The organism is Psychrobacillus sp. L3 (genome assembly GCF_042945595.1).
In the GTDB taxonomy this organism is placed as follows: Bacteria; Bacillota; Bacilli; order Bacillales_A; family Planococcaceae; genus Psychrobacillus.
This window is the reverse complement of the sequence record NZ_CP168493.1, coordinates 2,618,060-2,635,735: the sequence shown is the minus strand read 5'-3', so window position 1 is coordinate 2,635,735 and position 17,676 is coordinate 2,618,060. Positions and strand designations below refer to the sequence as shown.

The window sequence follows — 17,676 nt, the reverse complement described above, 5'->3', positions numbered from 1 at the left end:
ATGGGACATCCTCTTTTTCTTATTAAGCTACAGGTCCGCCTTTAAGAGAGATCTCTTCAGAAACTGTACCGAATTTTTTAAAGTTTTCATGGAAAGCTTGTGCGAGTTCAGCTGCTTTTTTATCATAAGCTGCTTTGTCTGTCCAAGCATTACGTGGAATTAATACTTCAGAAGGAACGCCTTCTACTAGTTTTGGAATAGCAAAACCGAATACAGCATCTGTTTCAGTTTCTACATCGTTCAATTTTCCGTCAATTGCTGCACGAACCATAGTACGAGTGTAAGAAAGCTTCATACGACTACCAACGCCGTATTCTCCACCAGTCCAACCAGTGTTTACAAGGAATACTTGTGCGCCATGCTCATCAATTTTCTTCCCTAACATTTCTGCGTAAACAGTTGCGTGTAATGGCAAGAAAGGTGAACCAAAGCAAGTAGAGAAAGCTGGTTGTGGAGATGTAATTCCACGTTCTGTACCTGCAAGCTTAGAAGTGAATCCACTTAAGAAATGATACATTGCTTGTTCTTTTGTTAGTTTGCTGATTGGAGGCAGTACGCCAAATGCATCAGCAGTTAAGAAAACGATTGTATTTGGATGACCAGCAACAGAAGGATCAACAATGTTTTCGATATTTTGTATTTGGTAAGCAGCACGTGTATTTTCTGTTAATGAATTGTCTGCATAGTTTGCAACACGAGTTTCTGCATCCACAACAACGTTTTCTAAAACAGTACCAAATGTGATTGCATCATAGATTTGTGGTTCGTTTTCGCGAGTTAGATCGATACATTTCGCGTAACATCCACCTTCGATATTAAATACGCCATTATCGGACCAACCATGTTCGTCGTCACCGATTAATTTACGTCCTGCGTCTGCAGAAAGAGTTGTTTTTCCTGTTCCAGAAAGACCGAAGAATAATGCAACGTCGCCTTCTTCTCCAACATTTGCTGAACAGTGCATTGGTAAAATATCTTCTTCAGGAAGTAAGTAGTTCATAATAGAGAAAATAGATTTTTTCATTTCTCCCGCATATTCCGTTCCGCCGATTAACACGATTCGTTTTTCCATTGAAACAATGATAAACGTTTCTGTTTTAGTTCCGTCTACTTCTGGATCTGCTTTAAAATTTGGAGCACTCACGATTGTAAAGTCAGCTGAATGATTTGCAAGCTCTTCTTCTGAAGGGCGGATAAATAATTGATGTGCAAACAAGTTATGCCAAGCATATTCATTTACTACTTGAATCCCTAGACGAGAGTCTTTATCAGCACCAGCAAATCCTTTAAATACGAATAATTCATCTTGCTCAGCAAGGTATCCCGTTACTTTTTTATATAGTGATTCGAAGATTTCAGAAGAAATTGGTTGGTTTACGGAACCCCAATCGATTTTGTCTCTAGATATAGGCTCATCAACGATGTATTTATCTTGTGGAGACCGACCTGTATATTTACCTGTTTCTGCTTTCACGGCTCCCGTAGAAGTTAAAACAGCTTCACCTCTTGATGTTGCTTTTTCTACAAGTTGCGCTACTGATAATTGAATGTTAACATTGTCTCCAGATAACAATTCGTTCAGTTCATTCACAGTATCGATTGAATTCATATTGTATATACCATCCTTTTAATTATTTTCCCTAATAAGAGAGGGATATGTCTTTCATATGTGAAATAGTATAACACATTTAACTTAATAGTCTACACTAATGAAGTGATTATTTTTATCTTTTGTGAATAAATCGTCAACAAAAATGTATTGACATATCAATATAACTTAAGTATGATGAAAAATTGAAACGGATACTCTTATCCCGAGCTGGTGGAGGGGTCAGGCCCTATGAAACCCGGCAACCTGTAATTATTTATTTTATTACAAAGGTGCCCAACCTGAGACAAGGTGAAATCCCTTGATTGATAAGAGTGAAAGGTGCCTATGAAATTAATAGCCTTTCCTCATGTGTAAGATACGTGAGTGGAAGGTTTTTTTTATGACATCGCCCTTTATCCTTGTGTGCCAAGTCCAAAACAGCTTGACATGGGAATGAGTACCGTATCAATTCTTGAGAGAAATCTCGCAGGATATAGGAGGAATTTATTATGACACAACGCCGATTATTTACATCGGAATCAGTTACAGAAGGGCATCCAGATAAAATTTGCGACCAAATTTCAGATGCTATTTTAGACGCAATTCTTACAGAAGACCCAAATGCACGTGTTGCTTGTGAAACAACTGTGACAACAGGTCTTGTATTGGTTGCAGGAGAAATTACAACATCTACTTATGTAGATATTCCAAAAGTAGTACGTTCTACAATTAAAGAAATAGGTTATACTCGCGCAAAATACGGATTTGACTCAGAAACTTCTGCGGTATTAACTGCAATCGATGAACAGTCAGCTGATATTGCAATGGGAGTTGACCAAGCATTAGAGGCTCGTGAAGGCTCAATGACGGATTCTGATATCGAAGCAATCGGTGCAGGAGACCAAGGTCTTATGTTTGGTTATGCATGTAATGAAACACCAGAACTTATGCCGTTACCAATTAGCTTAGCGCATAAACTAGCTCGTCGTTTAGCCGAAGTACGTAAAGACGAAACATTAGATTATTTACGTCCAGATGGTAAAACACAAGTTACAGTGGAGTACGATGAAAATAATAATCCAGTTCGTATTGATACAATCGTTATTTCTACTCAACATCACCCAGAGGTAACTTTAGAGCAAATTCAAAAAGATTTAAAAGAAGTTGTGATCAATCCAATTGTTCCTGCTAATTTAATCGATGAAAATACAAAATATTTTATTAATCCAACTGGTCGCTTTGTAATTGGTGGACCACAAGGAGATGCAGGCTTAACAGGACGTAAAATTATCGTAGATACTTACGGTGGTTATGCACGTCATGGCGGAGGAGCATTCTCTGGTAAAGATCCTACAAAAGTTGACCGTTCAGCTGCATATGCTGCTCGCTATGTTGCAAAAAATATTGTTGCAGCAGGAATCGCTGATCGTTGTGAAGTACAACTTGCATATGCAATTGGAGTAGCACAACCGGTTTCTATCGCAGTTGACACATTTGGAACTGGAAAAGTGGAAGAAGCTCAATTAGTATCACATATCCGTGAATTATTCGATCTTCGCCCAGCCGGTATTATTAAAATGCTAGATCTTCGTCGCCCAATCTACAAACAAACTGCTGCTTACGGACATTTTGGTCGTACAGACATCGACGCACCTTGGGAAAAAACAGATAAAGCAGAAGAATTAAGACAAAAAGCAGGACTATAAGATAGAAAAGAGCAATCCCGAAGTCAACTAGTGACTATCGGGACTGCTCTTTTATTTTTGCAGTGATTTATAATACTGACCTTTTTCAGCATATTCTCTAATAATTCGTTGTACATCTTCTTTGTCTGCATCTGTCAGCTCACGCACAACTTTTGCTGGACTACCCATAGCAAGTGAGTTTGGAGGAATTTTCTTTCCTGGAGTAACTAAACTACCCGCTCCGATAAATGCCCCTTCTCCAATTTCCGCACCATCTAGAATAATAGAGCCCATTCCAACTAATGCTCCTTTACGAACAATGCAGCTATGTAGTGTTACTTGGTGCCCGATCGTTACTTCATCTTCTAAAATAAGTGGATTGTTTGGACTTTGATGCAAACAACATAAATCTTGGACGTTTACTCTATCCCCAATTATAGTAGGTGCAACGTCCCCTCTTATTACCGTATTAAACCAAATAGTAGACTCTTGTCCGATTGTCACATCCCCTGTAATTGTGACATAATCAGCAATGAAAACTGAATCATCAATGAATGGTGTTTTTCCTTTAAATGGATATATCAAAATATACACACTCCTCTAAAAATAGAATATAATTAATCGTATCAAACGAACAGGATAATGAAAACTATTTGAGCAGAATAAGAATGAATGGAAGAGGTGATGCTCATGTGGAAATGGGAAGCAGAAGAAAGACCAAAAGCAGTAATCGTGATCGTTCATAGTGCTTATGAACATCATAGAAGGTATGCTTGGTTAATTGAAAAATTTAGAAGTTCAAATTGTCATATTGTTATGGGGGATTTACCTGGGCATGGCGAATATACAAAAGCTAACGAAATACATGATGAACCTTTCGATCAATACAAAGATTACATAGCACAAGCATTACAAGTTGCGATAACTTATAATCTCCCAATATTTATACTTGGTCATGGACTTGGTGCTACTTTATTAATAAAAGTAATGCACAAATTAAAAATAGAATATGCAGGGGTCATATTAACTTCACCTTGGCTTCAACTTAAAAAGTTACCATCTAAATGGACAAATGCATTAGCTAAATTATCTGTTCAACAGAAGATTCATCATGATATTCAACTAAAGGAACTAACTAGAAACTATGAAATGTACAAACAATTTTTGGACGATCCAACATATCATACACTTATAACAAATGCTTGGTATAAAGAATTACAATTCCTTTTGAAAAGTATTGGTCAAACAACCGAATCTATTCCGAATGTCCCAATATTATTAATGACGGCAGAGCGTGATAAGATCACAGATACGTCAACAGCAGCCGGATGGCTAAAAAAACAAGAACTAACAGAATATCAATACAAGTCATGGAAGAATTGTTTTCATGATTTATACCAAGAACCAGAACGAGAAGAGATTTTTGCATATTCCCATTCTTTTATAAATAATGTACTAAGATCTATTGGATATATCGTTTAGGGAATGTTGTAGATATACAAGATTATACTAGGGAATGATATTCTATTTGGAATATGTGAGTTTTAATATAACTTGTGGTATAATTATTCGGTTAAATCGAAAAAAACATTCTATTAATTGAAATAAAGAAAGTGAAGTGTAACTTACATGCAAAACCAGCATTTTATACGTAATTTTATAGTAGAAACACCTTCGAAACCAGGGAACTTTGCAAAAGTTGCAACTGCTATCGGAATGGCTGAAGGGGATATTGGAGATATTACAACACTTAAAAGTGGAGCATTAACAACAGTTCGTGATATTACGATCACTTGTAAATCTGAAGAACAATTCCAATCTGTCATTGCGAATATTGAGGACATTGGAAATGGTGTTAAAATCCATGCAGTAACTGACGATGTGTTAAAAGCGCATGAAGGCGGAAAAATTGCGATGAAGAGCAGACTTGATGTGCGCTCACTCGGAGATTTGCAAAGAATTTATACGCCAGGTGTTGCTAGCGTTTGTATGGAAATTGTTAATAATCCTGAAAAAGCAAATTACTTTACGTCGATTGGCAGTTCCGTAGCTATCGTAACAGATGGTACAGCTATTTTAGGTTTGGGGAATATTGGATCTGTTGCAGGAATGCCTGTAATGGAAGGGAAAGCTGTACTATTAGATCAATTTGTTGGTTTAAGCGGTATACCTATCTTATTAAATACAAGTGATCCAGATGAAATCGTTGAAACGGTCAAACATATTCATCAAGGATTCGGAGCAATTTTATTAGAAGACATTGGATCCCCTCACTGCTTTGAAATAGAAGAACGTTTAAAAGCAGAACTTCCAATTCCAGTTATGCATGATGACCAGCACGGTACAGCAGTTGTTGCGCTTGCTGCGATATTATCTGCATGTAAATCGACTGGGGTAGATGTAAAAGATGCCGTAATTGGTCAAATCGGACTTGGTGCTGCCGGATTAGCAATCTGTCGTATGTTAATGGCATATGGTGTAGATGAAGTATATGGTCTAGATCGTCAAGAAGAAGCAAAACAACGATTGGTAAACTATGGTGGAAAAACGATTCTTACATTAGAAGAAATGATGGAAACTTGTGATATAATTGTTGCTACTACTGGAGTAGCTGGGTTAATCAAACCTGAAATGATTAAAAAAGGACAAATAATATTGGCATTATCCAATCCAAACCCTGAAATTCTTCCAAATGAAGCAATTGCAGCTGGAGCAGCTTTCGCAGCTGACGGAAGATCTGTCAACAATGTAATTGGATTCCCAGGAATATTCAAAGGTGCATTAGATGCAGGAGCAAAGGAAATTACGTATTCCATGCTAATAGCAGCTGCACAAGCGATCGTAGGACATACAAAACCTGGCGAGTTAATACCGAACCCACTAGATCCGACAGTTCATCATTTAGTGGCAAGAGCAGTTGAAGAAGCAGCAAATAAAGAAATGAATTTATAAGGGAAAGAAGATTTCGGTTACGATGCCGAAATCTTCTTTTTAAATTCTTCATTATAATTGGTAACTTCCATCAAAGCCTTCTCTTCGAGTGGAATTCGCACGGAGAGCATCGCAAGATTTAAAAGAGTAAAGCAAATAGCTGTCATGTATGCTTGGAATATAAGCGGTAAAAGTGCTATTTCGATGCAGACAACCACGTAATTTGGATGTTTTAGATAAAGATATGGTCCTTTTGTCACTACATGGGCACCGGGTAAAATAATAACTTTTGTATTCCAAAAAGATCCTAACGATCTCAAACACCATATGCGTAATGCTTGAACAATTAAAAAAATTAGAAAAAATAACGGAAATAGTGGGGAAATACCTCGGTTAAATATTAAAACCTCTGCAATTAAACAAATAAAAAAGCTCACATGCAGAGTTACCATATACGGATAATGAGATGCACCTACTTCATAAGCCCCTTGAGCAAGCATCTTTTTTTCATTGTGCTTAGCTATAAAAACTTCCGTTATTCTTTGAATGATGACCAGAAAGATAATAATGATAAATAACATTCTAATCCCCCCAATTTAGTAGAACTGCTTCTCCGCAAAAACCAGGTCCAAGAGCCACTAATAATCCTAAATCATCCTTGTTGTTTTCTTTCAGCATAAATTGTTCTAATACATAAAGTACTGTTGGAGAGGACATATTCCCATGTTTTTTTAATACATCTCGGGAAATAGACGTCTGATGTTCTTCTAGTTGAAGCGTATTCTCATATGCTTGTAGAACTTTTTTTCCTCCGGGGTGTGCTACAAAATTTACGACTTGATCTTTTGGTAGATGCTGTTCCGTCAAGAATTCATCTATAAATGGTCCCAACCAGCTTGAAATAATTGAAGGAATGCTTTTAGAGAAAACGACATGTAATCCATTATTTTTAATATTCCATCCCATCACGTCTTCCGAGTTGGGCATCCATTTAGAAGCTGTATCTACTATATGGGGAACAGGCTTATTAATTGTAAGATGAACATTATCTCCACAAACTAAAACACATGCAGCTCCGTCTGCGAAAAGAGAAGCCCCTATTAGATTACTTTTAGAAAAGTCATTCGGTTGGAAAGTGAGACTACATAACTCTACACAAACAACGAGAACTTTCGCATCGGGGTGGGCTTTACAATAATCAAAAGCCCTACTAATGCCAGCGGCTCCACCAGCACAACCTAGTCCCCAAATTGGAATGCGTTTCATACGATCCGAAAAAGGAAGGTGGTTCATCACACGAGCATCAATGCTAGGGGTAGATATGCCTGTGCTGCTGACAAAGATAATGGCGTCAATTTCTTCTGGAGGAATTGCCTTTTGGAGAAATGTGGTATTTTGAAGGCAAGCTTGTATTACTTCTACACTATATTTTGTTGCTAAATCTATATAAATATTATTTCGTTCTTCAAAGGAATGTTCCGTTTGGTGCCATTCTAATGGCACACAAAAATAACGTGTTTCAATATCTCCATTTTCAAAAACTTGTAATAAACGATCTAATTGTGCAATTTTATCTTTAAATAGTTCTTTTGTTAATTGTTCAATATTTGATTGATCTAATACATAAGGAGGATTATATGTACTAATAGAAGCAATTTTTGGCATGGAGATTCTCCTTTTTTAGTTATTATCTCCATGCATTTAAATAATATTCAGCTTAGATTAGAAAGAAATGTTTTCTTTCATTTTTTCAATCGCAATAATAAAAGGTGGTGTATTTTGTTGATTTAAAAATTGGTAACAAAGTACATGCGTATAAGAGTATGGTAATTGCATTACATAATCCATTAAAGCATCTTTTTCTTCTTTACCTCCGGGATGTCCATGATAAACAACTAAAATTATTAAACCACCTACTTTTAACATCTCTAAAAGAGATGCTACAGCTTGAATAGTAGAGTTACCTTTCGTCACAATTTGAAGATCACTACCAGGTAAGTATCCAAGATTAAAAATAGCTGCTGCAATTTCTTTTTGAACGTACTTCGAAACATTTTCATGCCCATCTAGAATGAGAGTTGCTCTCGAAAGTAAATTTGCTTCTACTAACTTTTCTTCCGTGGATTGTATAGCTTCGGGTTGAACATCAAATGCATATACATGCCCGGCATCGCCAACTAATTTTGCTAAAAATAAAGTATCATGACCATTTCCAGCAGTTGCATCGACAACCAAATCCCCTGGTTCTATAACAGATGTTAATAATTCTTTTGCAAATGGTAAAACTCTTTTTAATTTCATTTCAAGATACCGAACTTTTGATACAATTTTCCTTGGTAGCTCTCTCTCTTAGCTAACACAGCGTCAATTCCATTTAAGACATCCCATTTGTTTACACTCCACATAGGACCAATCATCAGGTCAATAGGTCCATCACCGGTAATGCGTTGCACAATCATTTCTGGTGGCAATATTTCTAGTTGATCTGCTACGAGTTGAATGTAGGCGTCTCGTTCCATAAATTCAAGCTTCCCTTTTTCGTATTGTTTTACCATCGGTGTTCCTTTAAGTAGATGTAGTAAATGAATTTTAATCCCTTGAACATCGAGCTTGGCAACTTCTCTTGCTGTTTCCATCATCATTTCTCGATCTTCCAGAGGCAATCCATTAATAATATGTGTACATATTCGAATATCGTGTTTTCGTAATTTGTTTACACCCTCTATATAAGTAGGATAGTCATGTGCACGATTCACGAGATTCGCAGTTCGCTCATGCACGGTTTGCAGACCTAGTTCTATCCACAAATACGTTCTTTTATTTAGTTCGGCTAAATATTCCACGACATCATCTGGTAAACAATCTGGTCTTGTTGCGATAGATATTCCGATCACGCCCTCCAGTGCAAGAGCTGCTTCGAATTTTTCTTTTAATAAAGGCAGAGGTGCATGTGTATTTGTATATGCTTGAAAATAAGCGATATATTTTCCTGTTTTCCACTTTTCATGCATTTTAGCTTTTATTTTCTCAAATTGTACTGGAATTGAATCGACTTTATCACCGGCAAAGTCACCGCTACCTGCAACACTACAAAAAGTACAACCACCATATGCGACGGTGCCATCTCTATTTGGACAATCAAATCCTGCATCTAATGCGACTTTGAATATTTTTTGATCAAATTTATTTCTTAAATAACGATTCCATGTATAGTATCGTTTTCCATCAGACGGAAAAGGAAAGTTATTTTCGTTCATTTATATTCACTCCTTAACATTATATTTTAGCATGACTCCGTTATCTTTTGTGCATGCATCTTGAAGTGGCATATAAAAAAGAATACAATTGTCTGAGCACATAAGGAAATGGAGGTGCTTGTGATGCCAAAAGCTGTGTGGCTTTTAATCATAGGAATGTTTATAAATACAACTGGAAATTCCTTTTTATGGCCTTTACATACGATTTATATGCATGATTATTTAGGGCAATCCTTGACTATGGCTGGATTTGTTTTGATGATAAATGCTGGAACTGGTGTAATTGGTAATTTACTGGGAGGGTATTTTTTCGATCGAATTGGTGGTTATAAATCCATCATTATTGGTATTTCTTTATCTTTGGTTGCTTTATTACTATTAAATTTCTGGCATGGTTGGCCAGAATATATTTGGTTTGTAGCAATTTTGGGGTTTAGTGGTGGAATTATTTTTCCGAGTATGTATGCAATGGTCGGTAGTGTTTGGCCAGAAGGTGGTAGAAAAGCTTTTAATGCTATTTATTTAGCACAAAACGTAGGGGTTGCTCTTGGCCCTGCATTAGGTGGAATTGTGGCGGCTAATAATATCAATAATATTTTTATAGCAAATTTACTTACATATGTCTTGTTTTTTGTTGTTGCATTAGTCTTTTACCGTAATTTATCGGTTACTTCAAATAGGCATGCAGTTGTGTCGAATGAACAAAAGAAAGTTAAACAAAAAGCACCTTTTTATGCAATGATAATTGTGACAATTGGGTATATGCTTACTTGGATTGTTTATGTTCAATGGACTACTACAATTTCTACACATATTTTAGATTTGGGCATATCGCTAAAGCAATATAGTTTATTATGGTCGATAAATGGATTACTTATAGTACTAGGACAACCTCTTATAAAGCCAGTAATCAATCGAATAGAACATAAAATAAAAACGCAGATTATTATTGGGATTGTAATTTTTATGGGCTCATTTGTTGTGGTAGCTTTTGCAGAAAGCTATGCTATGTTTATCACGGCGATGGTCATATTAACGATTGGAGAAATGTTTGTGTGGCCAGCAGTACCAACGCTTGCAGATAAGCTTGCTCCAAAAGGAAGAGAAGGATTTTACCAAGGAATTGTCAATAGTATGGCGACAATCGGAAGAATGATTGGACCTTTCATAGGAGGAATTCTTGTAGAAGCATATGGAACGCCAATGATGATATTAATCCTGACAAGTTTGATGATTTTTGCAATTATTACGAGTTTACTTTATGATCTTCCGCTTAAGAAAGCCGCAAATAAAAACACTGTTTAAGTTAAACGGTGTCCGACTCTAGACAAAGTCGATATAAATCGAGTTAGTCTAGAGTTTTTTATTATATAGAAAGGAAGAAAAATCGAGTTCGGAATAAGGCGGTCGCATTCCGCGGACGAACCCCCACGATTCATAAGTACGGAAACCGAGGCTATATGGTTCTAAAGCGATGGCATAAGCCCCTATCGTTTCTATAAACCCATAAACCGAGGCTATCCTCCCCTAAACAGATGTCATAAGCCCCTACCGATACCATAACCCCATAAAGCAGCGCTATATGCCCGTAAAGTGTGGCTATCCTCCCCTAAACGGATGTCATAAGCCCCTACCGATACTATAACCCCATAAAACAGCGCTATAAGCCCGTAAAGCGAGGCTATCTGCCCCTAAACAGATGGCAAATGCCCCTACCAACTTCATCAAACTCTAAGTGCTGGAAGACTTTATGTATAGAAATGATATTCGAGCATATCCTGTATTTCCTTACCATTCTCTTGCAATATATTCATAGGTCAAGGAAATTAAATTGCTTAATTGTGCAATATTTGAGAATATTATAGAGAAGGGTGTTTACGATAGAAAGGGGAATGGGATTATGAAACCAATTTACAGTTCTGCAAGGGAAGCTGTTGCAGGCATTCAAGACGGAATGACACTAATGGTAGGTGGTTTTGGCCTTGTAGGTATTCCTGAACAGCTTATTTTAGCTTTAGTTGAAAAAGGGGTAAAAGATTTAACGGTTATTTCGAATAACTGTGGAGTCGATGAGTGGGGTCTTGGGCTTTTATTAAAAAATAAACAAATTAAAAAAATGATAGGCTCCTATGTTGGGGAAAATAAAGAATTTGAACGTCAAGTGCTTTCAGGTGAAATAGAAGTGGAGTTAACACCACAAGGAACACTTGCAGAAAAAATCCGTGCAGGTGGCGCTGGAATTCCAGCTTTCTTTACGCCGGCGGGTGTTGGTACAGTGGTTGCAGAAGGAAAAGAAATACGAGTTTATGATGGCAAAGAGTATGTATTAGAAGAATCTCTGCGTGCGGATTTTGCATTAGTTCGCGCGGCAAAAGCGGATAAGTTTGGTAACTTAATTTACAATAAAACCGCTCAAAATTTTAATCCAATGATGGCGGCAGCAGGAAAGTTTACGATAGCGGAAGTAGAGGGAATTGTAGAAACAGGAGATTTAGATCCAGCACAAATACATACACCAAGTATTTATGTTCAAGGGCTTTTCCAAGCAACGCAAGAAAAAAGAATTGAACGTTTAACAACACGTTCATAAGGGGGAGATTCGATTGAATACACGTGAAAAAATTGCAAGAAGAGCAGAAAAAGAAATCGAAAATGGAAACTATGTCAATTTAGGCATAGGAATACCAACATTAGTAGCGAATTTCATCTCTCCTGATAAAACAGTTGTTTTACAATCGGAAAATGGTTTGCTAGGTATTGGACCTTATCCCACAGAACATGAAGTAGATCCGGATCTTATTAATGCTGGAAAAGAAACGGTAACAACTATTCCTGGATCTTCTTTCTTTTCAAGTGCGGAATCGTTTGCGATGATTCGCGGAGGGCATGTCGATGTTGCGATTTTAGGTGCGATGGAAGTGTCTGAAAATGGTGATCTTGCAAACTGGATGATTCCTGGGAAAATGATTAAAGGGATGGGCGGTGCTATGGACTTAGTGCATGGCGCGAAAAAAATCATCGTCATCATGGATCATTGTGCAAAAGATGGCTCTGCCAAAATAAAAAAAGAATGCGAATTACCTTTAACGGGTAAAGCCGTTGTGAATAAAATAATTACAGAACGGGCAATGATAGAAGTGACAGAAAATGGCCTTGAATTAAAAGAAGTGTTTGAGGGTTATACTGTACAAGACATTATTGATGCAACAGAAGCTACGCTTATTGTTCATGACGTTAAAGAGAATGTTTCGATATAATTTTATTCAGTAGTACGTAAAAACCTACTGAATAAAATTATATCAAGCCCCCGGCGGATGCCATAGATTTTGTAAAGGAGTTCACCCGGCGAGCCGGGTACAAAATCTAGGCTCAAATACGTCGAGACGTATTTGATTTAAGATCAGCTTGTAATTTATTCCGAAATCCATTATTATTAGTTTTAATAGAAGTGGACTGAGAAAAGGATTAGTAAATAACCCTCGTTTCTAAAGAGAGCTAACGGATGGTGAAAGTTAGCGTGACGAATTATTGAACTCGCCTTTGAGTCTGTATGAGTGAAATGTTAGTAGCTTATACCGTTTTCCGCGTTAAGGAGTCAAGTTGAGTGAAGTTTTCACTAATTTGGGTGGTACCGCGTGAGTATATACTCTCGTCCCTTAGTTTTTTAAGGGACGGGATTTTTTTATTTTAAGGAGGAATATTAATGAGCTTTAATCATGAAGCAATCGAAAAAAAATGGCAAAAGCACTGGCAAGAAAACAAAACGTATAAAATGGTAGATGATCCTTCCAAACCAAAGTTTTATGCTTTAGATATGTTCCCGTATCCTTCAGGAGTTGGACTTCATGTAGGTCATCCACTTGGATATATTGCTACGGACATTTTAAGTGCATTTAAACGTAAACAAGGCTATAACGTGCTACATCCAATGGGATGGGATGCTTTTGGACTTCCAGCAGAACAATATGCAATTGATACAGGGAATGACCCAGCTGAATTTACGGCAAAAAATATTGCTACTTTTAAACGTCAAATGAATGATCTTGGTTTTTCTTATGATTGGGATAGAGAAGTTAACACAACTGATCCTTCTTATTATAAATGGACGCAATGGATTTTCGTTCAGCTTTACAAAAAAGGTTTGGCTTACGTAGATGAAGTACCAGTAAACTGGTGCCCAGCACTCGGAACAGTTTTGGCAAATGAAGAGGTAATCGATGGATTGTCTGAACGGGGAGGTCATCCGGTAGAACGTCGCCCAATGCGTCAATGGGTGCTTCGTATTACTGCATATGCAGATAGACTTTTGGAAGATTTAGATGAACTAGATTGGCCTGAAAGCTTAAAAGAAATGCAACGTAACTGGATTGGTCGTTCGGAAGGTGCTGAACTTACTTTTGAAGTTGATGGCACGAATGAATCGTTCAGAGCATTTACAACTCGCCCAGATACTATTTTTGGTGCAACTTATGCAGTATTAGCACCAGAGCATAAACTAGTGGATACAATTACGACTGCAGATCAAATGGAAGCTGTGCAAGCATATAAAGACCAAGTGAAACTGAAAAGTGATTTAGAGCGTACCGATCTTGCAAAACATAAAACAGGTGTTTTTACAGGTGCATATGCAGTTAATCCAGTAAGCGGAGAAAAAATGCCAATCTGGATTGCAGATTATGTATTATCAACTTATGGTACAGGTGCAATTATGGCAGTTCCTGCGCATGATGAGCGTGACTTTGAATTTGCAAAACAATTTGACTTACCAATTGTAGAAGTTGTTTCAGGTGGAAACATCGAAAAAGAAGCTTATACAGAAGATGGTACATTGATTAACTCGGACTTCTTAAATGGCTTAAACAAACAAGAAGCGATTGCAAAAGCGATTGATTGGTTTGAAACGAACGGTAAAGGCGAAAAGAAAATTACGTATCGTTTGCGTGACTGGTTATTCAGTCGTCAACGTTACTGGGGCGAGCCAATTCCAATCATTCATTGGGAAGATGGCACATCTACACCAGTAGACGAGTCTGAGTTACCTCTAATGCTGCCAGTAACAACAGATATTAAGCCAAGTGGAACAGGGGAATCACCACTAGCAAATATTACGGAATGGGTAAACGTCGTAGACCCAGTTACAGGGAAAAAAGGACGTCGTGAAACAAATACAATGCCACAATGGGCAGGTAGTTGCTGGTATTACTTACGTTATATCGATCCTAACAATACCGAAGCACTTGTGGATCCAGAACTAGTAAAACGCTGGCTTCCAGTTGATATTTACGTAGGTGGAGCGGAGCACGCAGTATTGCATTTATTGTACGCACGTTTCTGGCATAAATTCCTTTACGATATTGGTGTTGTTACAACAAAAGAGCCTTTCCAAAAGCTATTTAATCAAGGAATGATTCTTGGTGAAAATAATGAGAAAATGTCTAAGTCAAAAGGAAACACTGTAAATCCTGATGATATCGTAAAGAGTCATGGTGCCGATTCTCTTCGTCTGTATGAAATGTTCATGGGGCCACTTGATTCATCTAAACCGTGGTCAACAAACGGGTTAGATGGCTCACGTCGATTCCTAGACCGCATCTGGCGTTTGTTAGTAGATGAGGAAGGAAACTTGAGCTCAAAAGTAACGAATACATCTTCTGCAAATCTCGATAAGGTGTATCATCAAACGGTTAAGAAAGTAACCGAGGACTATGAGGCAATGCATTATAATACTGCTATTTCACAAATGATGGTATTCATTAATGAAGGATATAAGGCAGAACTTATATCTAAAGAGTATGTAGAAGGATTTGTTAAATTAATTTCTCCGATTGTTCCACATATTGCAGAAGAGCTATGGAGCATCCTTGGCCATGAGGATACGATTACGTATGAAGCTTGGCCAACATTTGACGAATCTAAATTAGTGGACAATGAAGTTGAAATTCCAGTTCAAATTAGAGGGAAAGTACGTGCGAAACTACTTGTTTCAAAAGAAGCATCAAAAGAAGAACTAGAAGCATTAGCGCTTGCTTCTGATCAAGTTCAACAATGGTTGGAAGGGCAAGAAGTGAAGAAAATCATTGCGATTCCTGGTAAAATGGTGAATATCGTAATTTGATGAAAAACAAAAGCTGCTTTGTCTCTCGACATGAGAGACAAAGCAGCTTTTTTTCATTTCTTATCGTTTTTTTTCAAAATATCTAGCTATTTTAATTTTACATTTCAAGTGAATCAATTTCACAATTCAAATTTAGAGCATAAAACACGAACAATATTTAAGTGGAATGTGAGAATATGTATAATATACTCTTCATAAATCAGCATGATTTCCGCTGTAGGCAGACGCTTTCCGCGGGGGCGCCGCATTCGCGTCGTTTGTAATGTCTCAGCTGTCTCACTCATCCCGCTGGAGTCACTGCCTGTCGCTACAATCAACAAATTGAGTATTGTTCGTGTTTTAATAATTAAATGCTATTTATGGAATTAACTATAGTACTAAATAAAAAATAGTTCGAATATTCACCTTTAACAAATAAGTAGTCTGATAGAATAAAAGTGAGATGGAAGATTAAATCTACATTTTAGAATGGAGTTGCGTTCATGAATAGGTTAGTAATTATGACAGTCGGTAAAACCCATAGCGGTAAAACTACATTTGCGAAAGCTTTAGAAAAAGAAATGTCCAACTCGGTTGTGATCGATCAAGATAACCATCCTGAATTCCTCCAAACTTATTACCAAACTTTATTACCAAAACAAGGACATAATACGATCAAGTACGCTCTCACACAAACCATTGTGAATTATACAATTAATGAGACGAATTGCCACCTCATTCTTTGCAACTCAAATCGCAATCGTAAAGGGCGTTTGAAACTGCTTGAACAATATCAGAACAAAGGATTTACCAGCATTATTGTGAATTTTGATCTTCCAGAACATATTCTTAAAGAGCGGATTATGAAAGGCCAGAGTAGTACAACGATACTAAGGACCGTTTCATCTTTCGACGAAGTGCTTACTAGGCAGCAGAAAGAGACAAATAAAGGTGATGTGGTGGCGCCAATGGAAGGCGAAGCGGGCTATTTATTTGTAATCAAAAGCGTGGATGAAGTTCAGTCTGTTATTCGGGAAATTGTTACGATAGCTCAAAGTTAATAAGTGCTGCTTTCTAAAGGGAATTAGGAGAGCAAAGGAGGAGATGGGATTTGTATAATCAAGAGGAAAGAAAAAATTGCATGGATAAAATGATTGATAAAATAAAGTCTTCAGAACTTGTTGAAGGAATTATGGAAAATGCATTACAACAACTTTTGAAAAGCATTTAATGTTTTAGATTGAGCTTGTGCTTGTGTATCAAAGCCGGGTCCGCTTGACACGACGCCAATTAAAGTCCTATTATAAATCGGGAACCTTGATTCAAGGTTGATGAATATTAAAATAAAGCAAAAAGTGACAGTATGATCATTTTTGACTGTAAGCCGATCGAAAAATTGAAGAGGGGTGTTCCTTGATGGCGAATAGTAAAACGAATCCTAAAGTTGATGAATTTTTAAGCAAAGCTAAAAAGTGGAAGGAAGAATATGAGCAGTTGAGAAATATCGTTCTTGACTGTGAGCTGACCGAAGAATTTAAGTGGATGCATCCTTGTTACACGTTTGAGAAAAAAAACATCGTTTTGATACATGGATTTAAAGAATATTGTGCAATTTTGTTTAATAAGGGAGTCTTGTTAAAGGATGCACATGGAATTCTAATTCAACAAACGGAGAATGTACAGGCAGCGCGCCAGATTCGGTTCACCAATGTTCAAGAAATAGTTGAAATGGAAGACATCTTGAAAGCCTATATATATGAAGCAATTGAAGTTGAAAAAGCCGGTTTGGAAGTGAATTTTAAAAAGAATACAGAATACAAAATTCCTGTAGAACTTCAAAATAAATTCGATGATATTCCAGAATTAAAAACTGCTTTTGAAGCATTGACACCGGGTCGACAAAGAGCATACATACTTCATTTCTCTCAACCCAAACAATCCAAAACACGGGAGTCAAGAGTTGAAAAATATATGCAGCAAATTCTGGATGGTAAGGGATTAAATGATTAGTATATTCGATGTGAAAATACACAGTAAGTTTAATGATAAAAAAGAAACCATTTTGAACAAAGATTTTTCAAAATGGTTTCTTTTTTTTGTTGAAAATTTCGTTCAATT

At 37.0% G+C, this 17,676-nt stretch carries 15 protein-coding genes, 1 riboswitch and 1 other annotated feature; of the genes, 9 read left to right on the top strand and 6 right to left on the bottom strand.

Annotated features, from left to right (window positions below):
- Positions 1–22: 22 nt before the first annotated feature.
- Complete coding sequence (gene pckA / locus ACEPXD_RS12940; protein ID WP_391116540.1) at positions 23–1,609, bottom strand: phosphoenolpyruvate carboxykinase (ATP); 1,587 nt, start codon at positions 1,607–1,609, stop codon at positions 23–25.
- 197 nt (positions 1,610–1,806) lie between these two features.
- Positions 1,807–1,924: riboswitch (SAM riboswitch) on the top strand.
- A 176-nt stretch (positions 1,925–2,100) separates the two neighbouring features.
- On the opposite strand from pckA, the gene metK reads away from it, so the two are divergent.
- The gene (gene metK, locus ACEPXD_RS12935) at positions 2,101–3,297 is read left to right on the top strand and encodes a methionine adenosyltransferase (protein ID WP_391116538.1); all 1,197 of its coding nucleotides are present in this window, start codon (positions 2,101–2,103) and stop codon (positions 3,295–3,297) included.
- 51 nt (positions 3,298–3,348) lie between these two features.
- On the opposite strand, the gene ACEPXD_RS12930 is transcribed toward metK, so the two are convergent.
- A complete protein-coding gene (locus ACEPXD_RS12930) occupies positions 3,349–3,861 on the bottom strand; it encodes a gamma carbonic anhydrase family protein (protein WP_391116536.1) in 513 nt (170 codons plus the stop codon).
- A 105-nt stretch (positions 3,862–3,966) separates the two neighbouring features.
- Here ACEPXD_RS12930 and ACEPXD_RS12925 point away from each other — a divergent pair, with 105 nt between their 5' ends.
- The gene (locus ACEPXD_RS12925; protein WP_391116534.1) at positions 3,967–4,758 is read left to right on the top strand and encodes an alpha/beta hydrolase; all 792 of its coding nucleotides are present in this window, start codon (positions 3,967–3,969) and stop codon (positions 4,756–4,758) included.
- A gap of 147 nt (positions 4,759–4,905) precedes the next feature.
- A complete protein-coding gene (locus tag ACEPXD_RS12920; RefSeq protein WP_391116532.1) occupies positions 4,906–6,228 on the top strand; it encodes an NAD-dependent malic enzyme in 1,323 nt (440 codons plus the stop codon).
- A 17-nt stretch (positions 6,229–6,245) separates the two neighbouring features.
- On the opposite strand, the gene ACEPXD_RS12915 is transcribed toward ACEPXD_RS12920, so the two are convergent.
- The 4 genes from ACEPXD_RS12915 to ACEPXD_RS12900 are packed head-to-tail and all read right to left on the bottom strand — an operon-like array spanning position 6,246 to position 9,464.
- Entirely contained in the window at positions 6,246–6,788 is a 543-nt protein-coding gene (locus tag ACEPXD_RS12915; protein ID WP_391116530.1) for an isoprenylcysteine carboxyl methyltransferase family protein, read from the bottom strand.
- 1 nt (position 6,789) lies between these two features.
- Positions 6,790–7,872, bottom strand: coding sequence for a type III polyketide synthase (locus ACEPXD_RS12910; protein ID WP_391116528.1), 1,083 nt, complete (start codon positions 7,870–7,872; stop codon positions 6,790–6,792).
- A 57-nt stretch (positions 7,873–7,929) separates the two neighbouring features.
- The gene (locus ACEPXD_RS12905) at positions 7,930–8,508 is read right to left on the bottom strand and encodes a class I SAM-dependent methyltransferase (RefSeq protein WP_391116526.1); all 579 of its coding nucleotides are present in this window, start codon (positions 8,506–8,508) and stop codon (positions 7,930–7,932) included.
- Entirely contained in the window at positions 8,505–9,464 is a 960-nt protein-coding gene (locus ACEPXD_RS12900; protein WP_391116524.1) for a TIGR01212 family radical SAM protein, read from the bottom strand. Before ACEPXD_RS12900 ends, ACEPXD_RS12905 begins: the two co-directional genes overlap by 4 nt.
- A gap of 123 nt (positions 9,465–9,587) precedes the next feature.
- On the opposite strand from ACEPXD_RS12900, the gene ACEPXD_RS12895 reads away from it, so the two are divergent.
- From ACEPXD_RS12895 to ACEPXD_RS12870, 6 genes are all read left to right on the top strand, one after another.
- The gene (locus tag ACEPXD_RS12895) at positions 9,588–10,769 is read left to right on the top strand and encodes an MDR family MFS transporter (protein WP_391116522.1); all 1,182 of its coding nucleotides are present in this window, start codon (positions 9,588–9,590) and stop codon (positions 10,767–10,769) included.
- Positions 10,770–11,364: 595 nt separating this feature from the next.
- On the top strand, positions 11,365–12,054 hold the full coding sequence (locus tag ACEPXD_RS12890; protein WP_391116521.1) for a CoA transferase subunit A: 690 nt from the start codon (positions 11,365–11,367) through the stop codon (positions 12,052–12,054).
- Positions 12,055–12,061: 7 nt separating this feature from the next.
- Positions 12,062–12,721, top strand: coding sequence for a 3-oxoacid CoA-transferase subunit B (locus ACEPXD_RS12885; RefSeq protein ID WP_391123226.1), 660 nt, complete (start codon positions 12,062–12,064; stop codon positions 12,719–12,721).
- A 189-nt stretch (positions 12,722–12,910) separates the two neighbouring features.
- Positions 12,911–13,124, top strand: a binding site (T-box leader).
- A gap of 43 nt (positions 13,125–13,167) precedes the next feature.
- Positions 13,168–15,579 (top strand): leucine--tRNA ligase, encoded by a 2,412-nt coding sequence (leuS, locus tag ACEPXD_RS12880; RefSeq protein WP_391116519.1) that lies wholly within the window; start codon positions 13,168–13,170, stop codon positions 15,577–15,579.
- Between the two features lie 482 nt (positions 15,580–16,061).
- Positions 16,062–16,619 (top strand): AAA family ATPase, encoded by a 558-nt coding sequence (locus ACEPXD_RS12875; protein ID WP_391116517.1) that lies wholly within the window; start codon positions 16,062–16,064, stop codon positions 16,617–16,619.
- A 355-nt stretch (positions 16,620–16,974) separates the two neighbouring features.
- Positions 16,975–17,568: a YdeI/OmpD-associated family protein gene (locus ACEPXD_RS12870; RefSeq protein WP_391116515.1), complete on the top strand. Its 594-nt coding sequence runs from the start codon at positions 16,975–16,977 to the stop codon at positions 17,566–17,568.
- Positions 17,569–17,676: the final 108 nt, after the last annotated feature.

Coding starts and splice junctions, on each gene's coding strand:
- pckA (WP_391116540.1), bottom strand. CDS start 1,609: ATGAATTCAATCGATACTGTGAATGAACTGAACGAATTGTTATCTGGA.
- metK (WP_391116538.1), top strand. CDS start 2,101: ATGACACAACGCCGATTATTTACATCGGAATCAGTTACAGAAGGGCAT.
- ACEPXD_RS12925 (WP_391116534.1), top strand. CDS start 3,967: ATGTGGAAATGGGAAGCAGAAGAAAGACCAAAAGCAGTAATCGTGATC.
- ACEPXD_RS12920 (WP_391116532.1), top strand. CDS start 4,906: ATGCAAAACCAGCATTTTATACGTAATTTTATAGTAGAAACACCTTCG.
- ACEPXD_RS12915 (WP_391116530.1), bottom strand. CDS start 6,788: ATGTTATTTATCATTATTATCTTTCTGGTCATCATTCAAAGAATAACG.
- ACEPXD_RS12910 (WP_391116528.1), bottom strand. CDS start 7,872: ATGCCAAAAATTGCTTCTATTAGTACATATAATCCTCCTTATGTATTA.
- ACEPXD_RS12905 (WP_391116526.1), bottom strand. CDS start 8,508: ATGAAATTAAAAAGAGTTTTACCATTTGCAAAAGAATTATTAACATCT.
- ACEPXD_RS12900 (WP_391116524.1), bottom strand. CDS start 9,464: ATGAACGAAAATAACTTTCCTTTTCCGTCTGATGGAAAACGATACTAT.
- ACEPXD_RS12895 (WP_391116522.1), top strand. CDS start 9,588: ATGCCAAAAGCTGTGTGGCTTTTAATCATAGGAATGTTTATAAATACA.
- ACEPXD_RS12890 (WP_391116521.1), top strand. CDS start 11,365: ATGAAACCAATTTACAGTTCTGCAAGGGAAGCTGTTGCAGGCATTCAA.
- leuS (WP_391116519.1), top strand. CDS start 13,168: ATGAGCTTTAATCATGAAGCAATCGAAAAAAAATGGCAAAAGCACTGG.
- ACEPXD_RS12875 (WP_391116517.1), top strand. CDS start 16,062: ATGAATAGGTTAGTAATTATGACAGTCGGTAAAACCCATAGCGGTAAA.
- ACEPXD_RS12870 (WP_391116515.1), top strand. CDS start 16,975: ATGGCGAATAGTAAAACGAATCCTAAAGTTGATGAATTTTTAAGCAAA.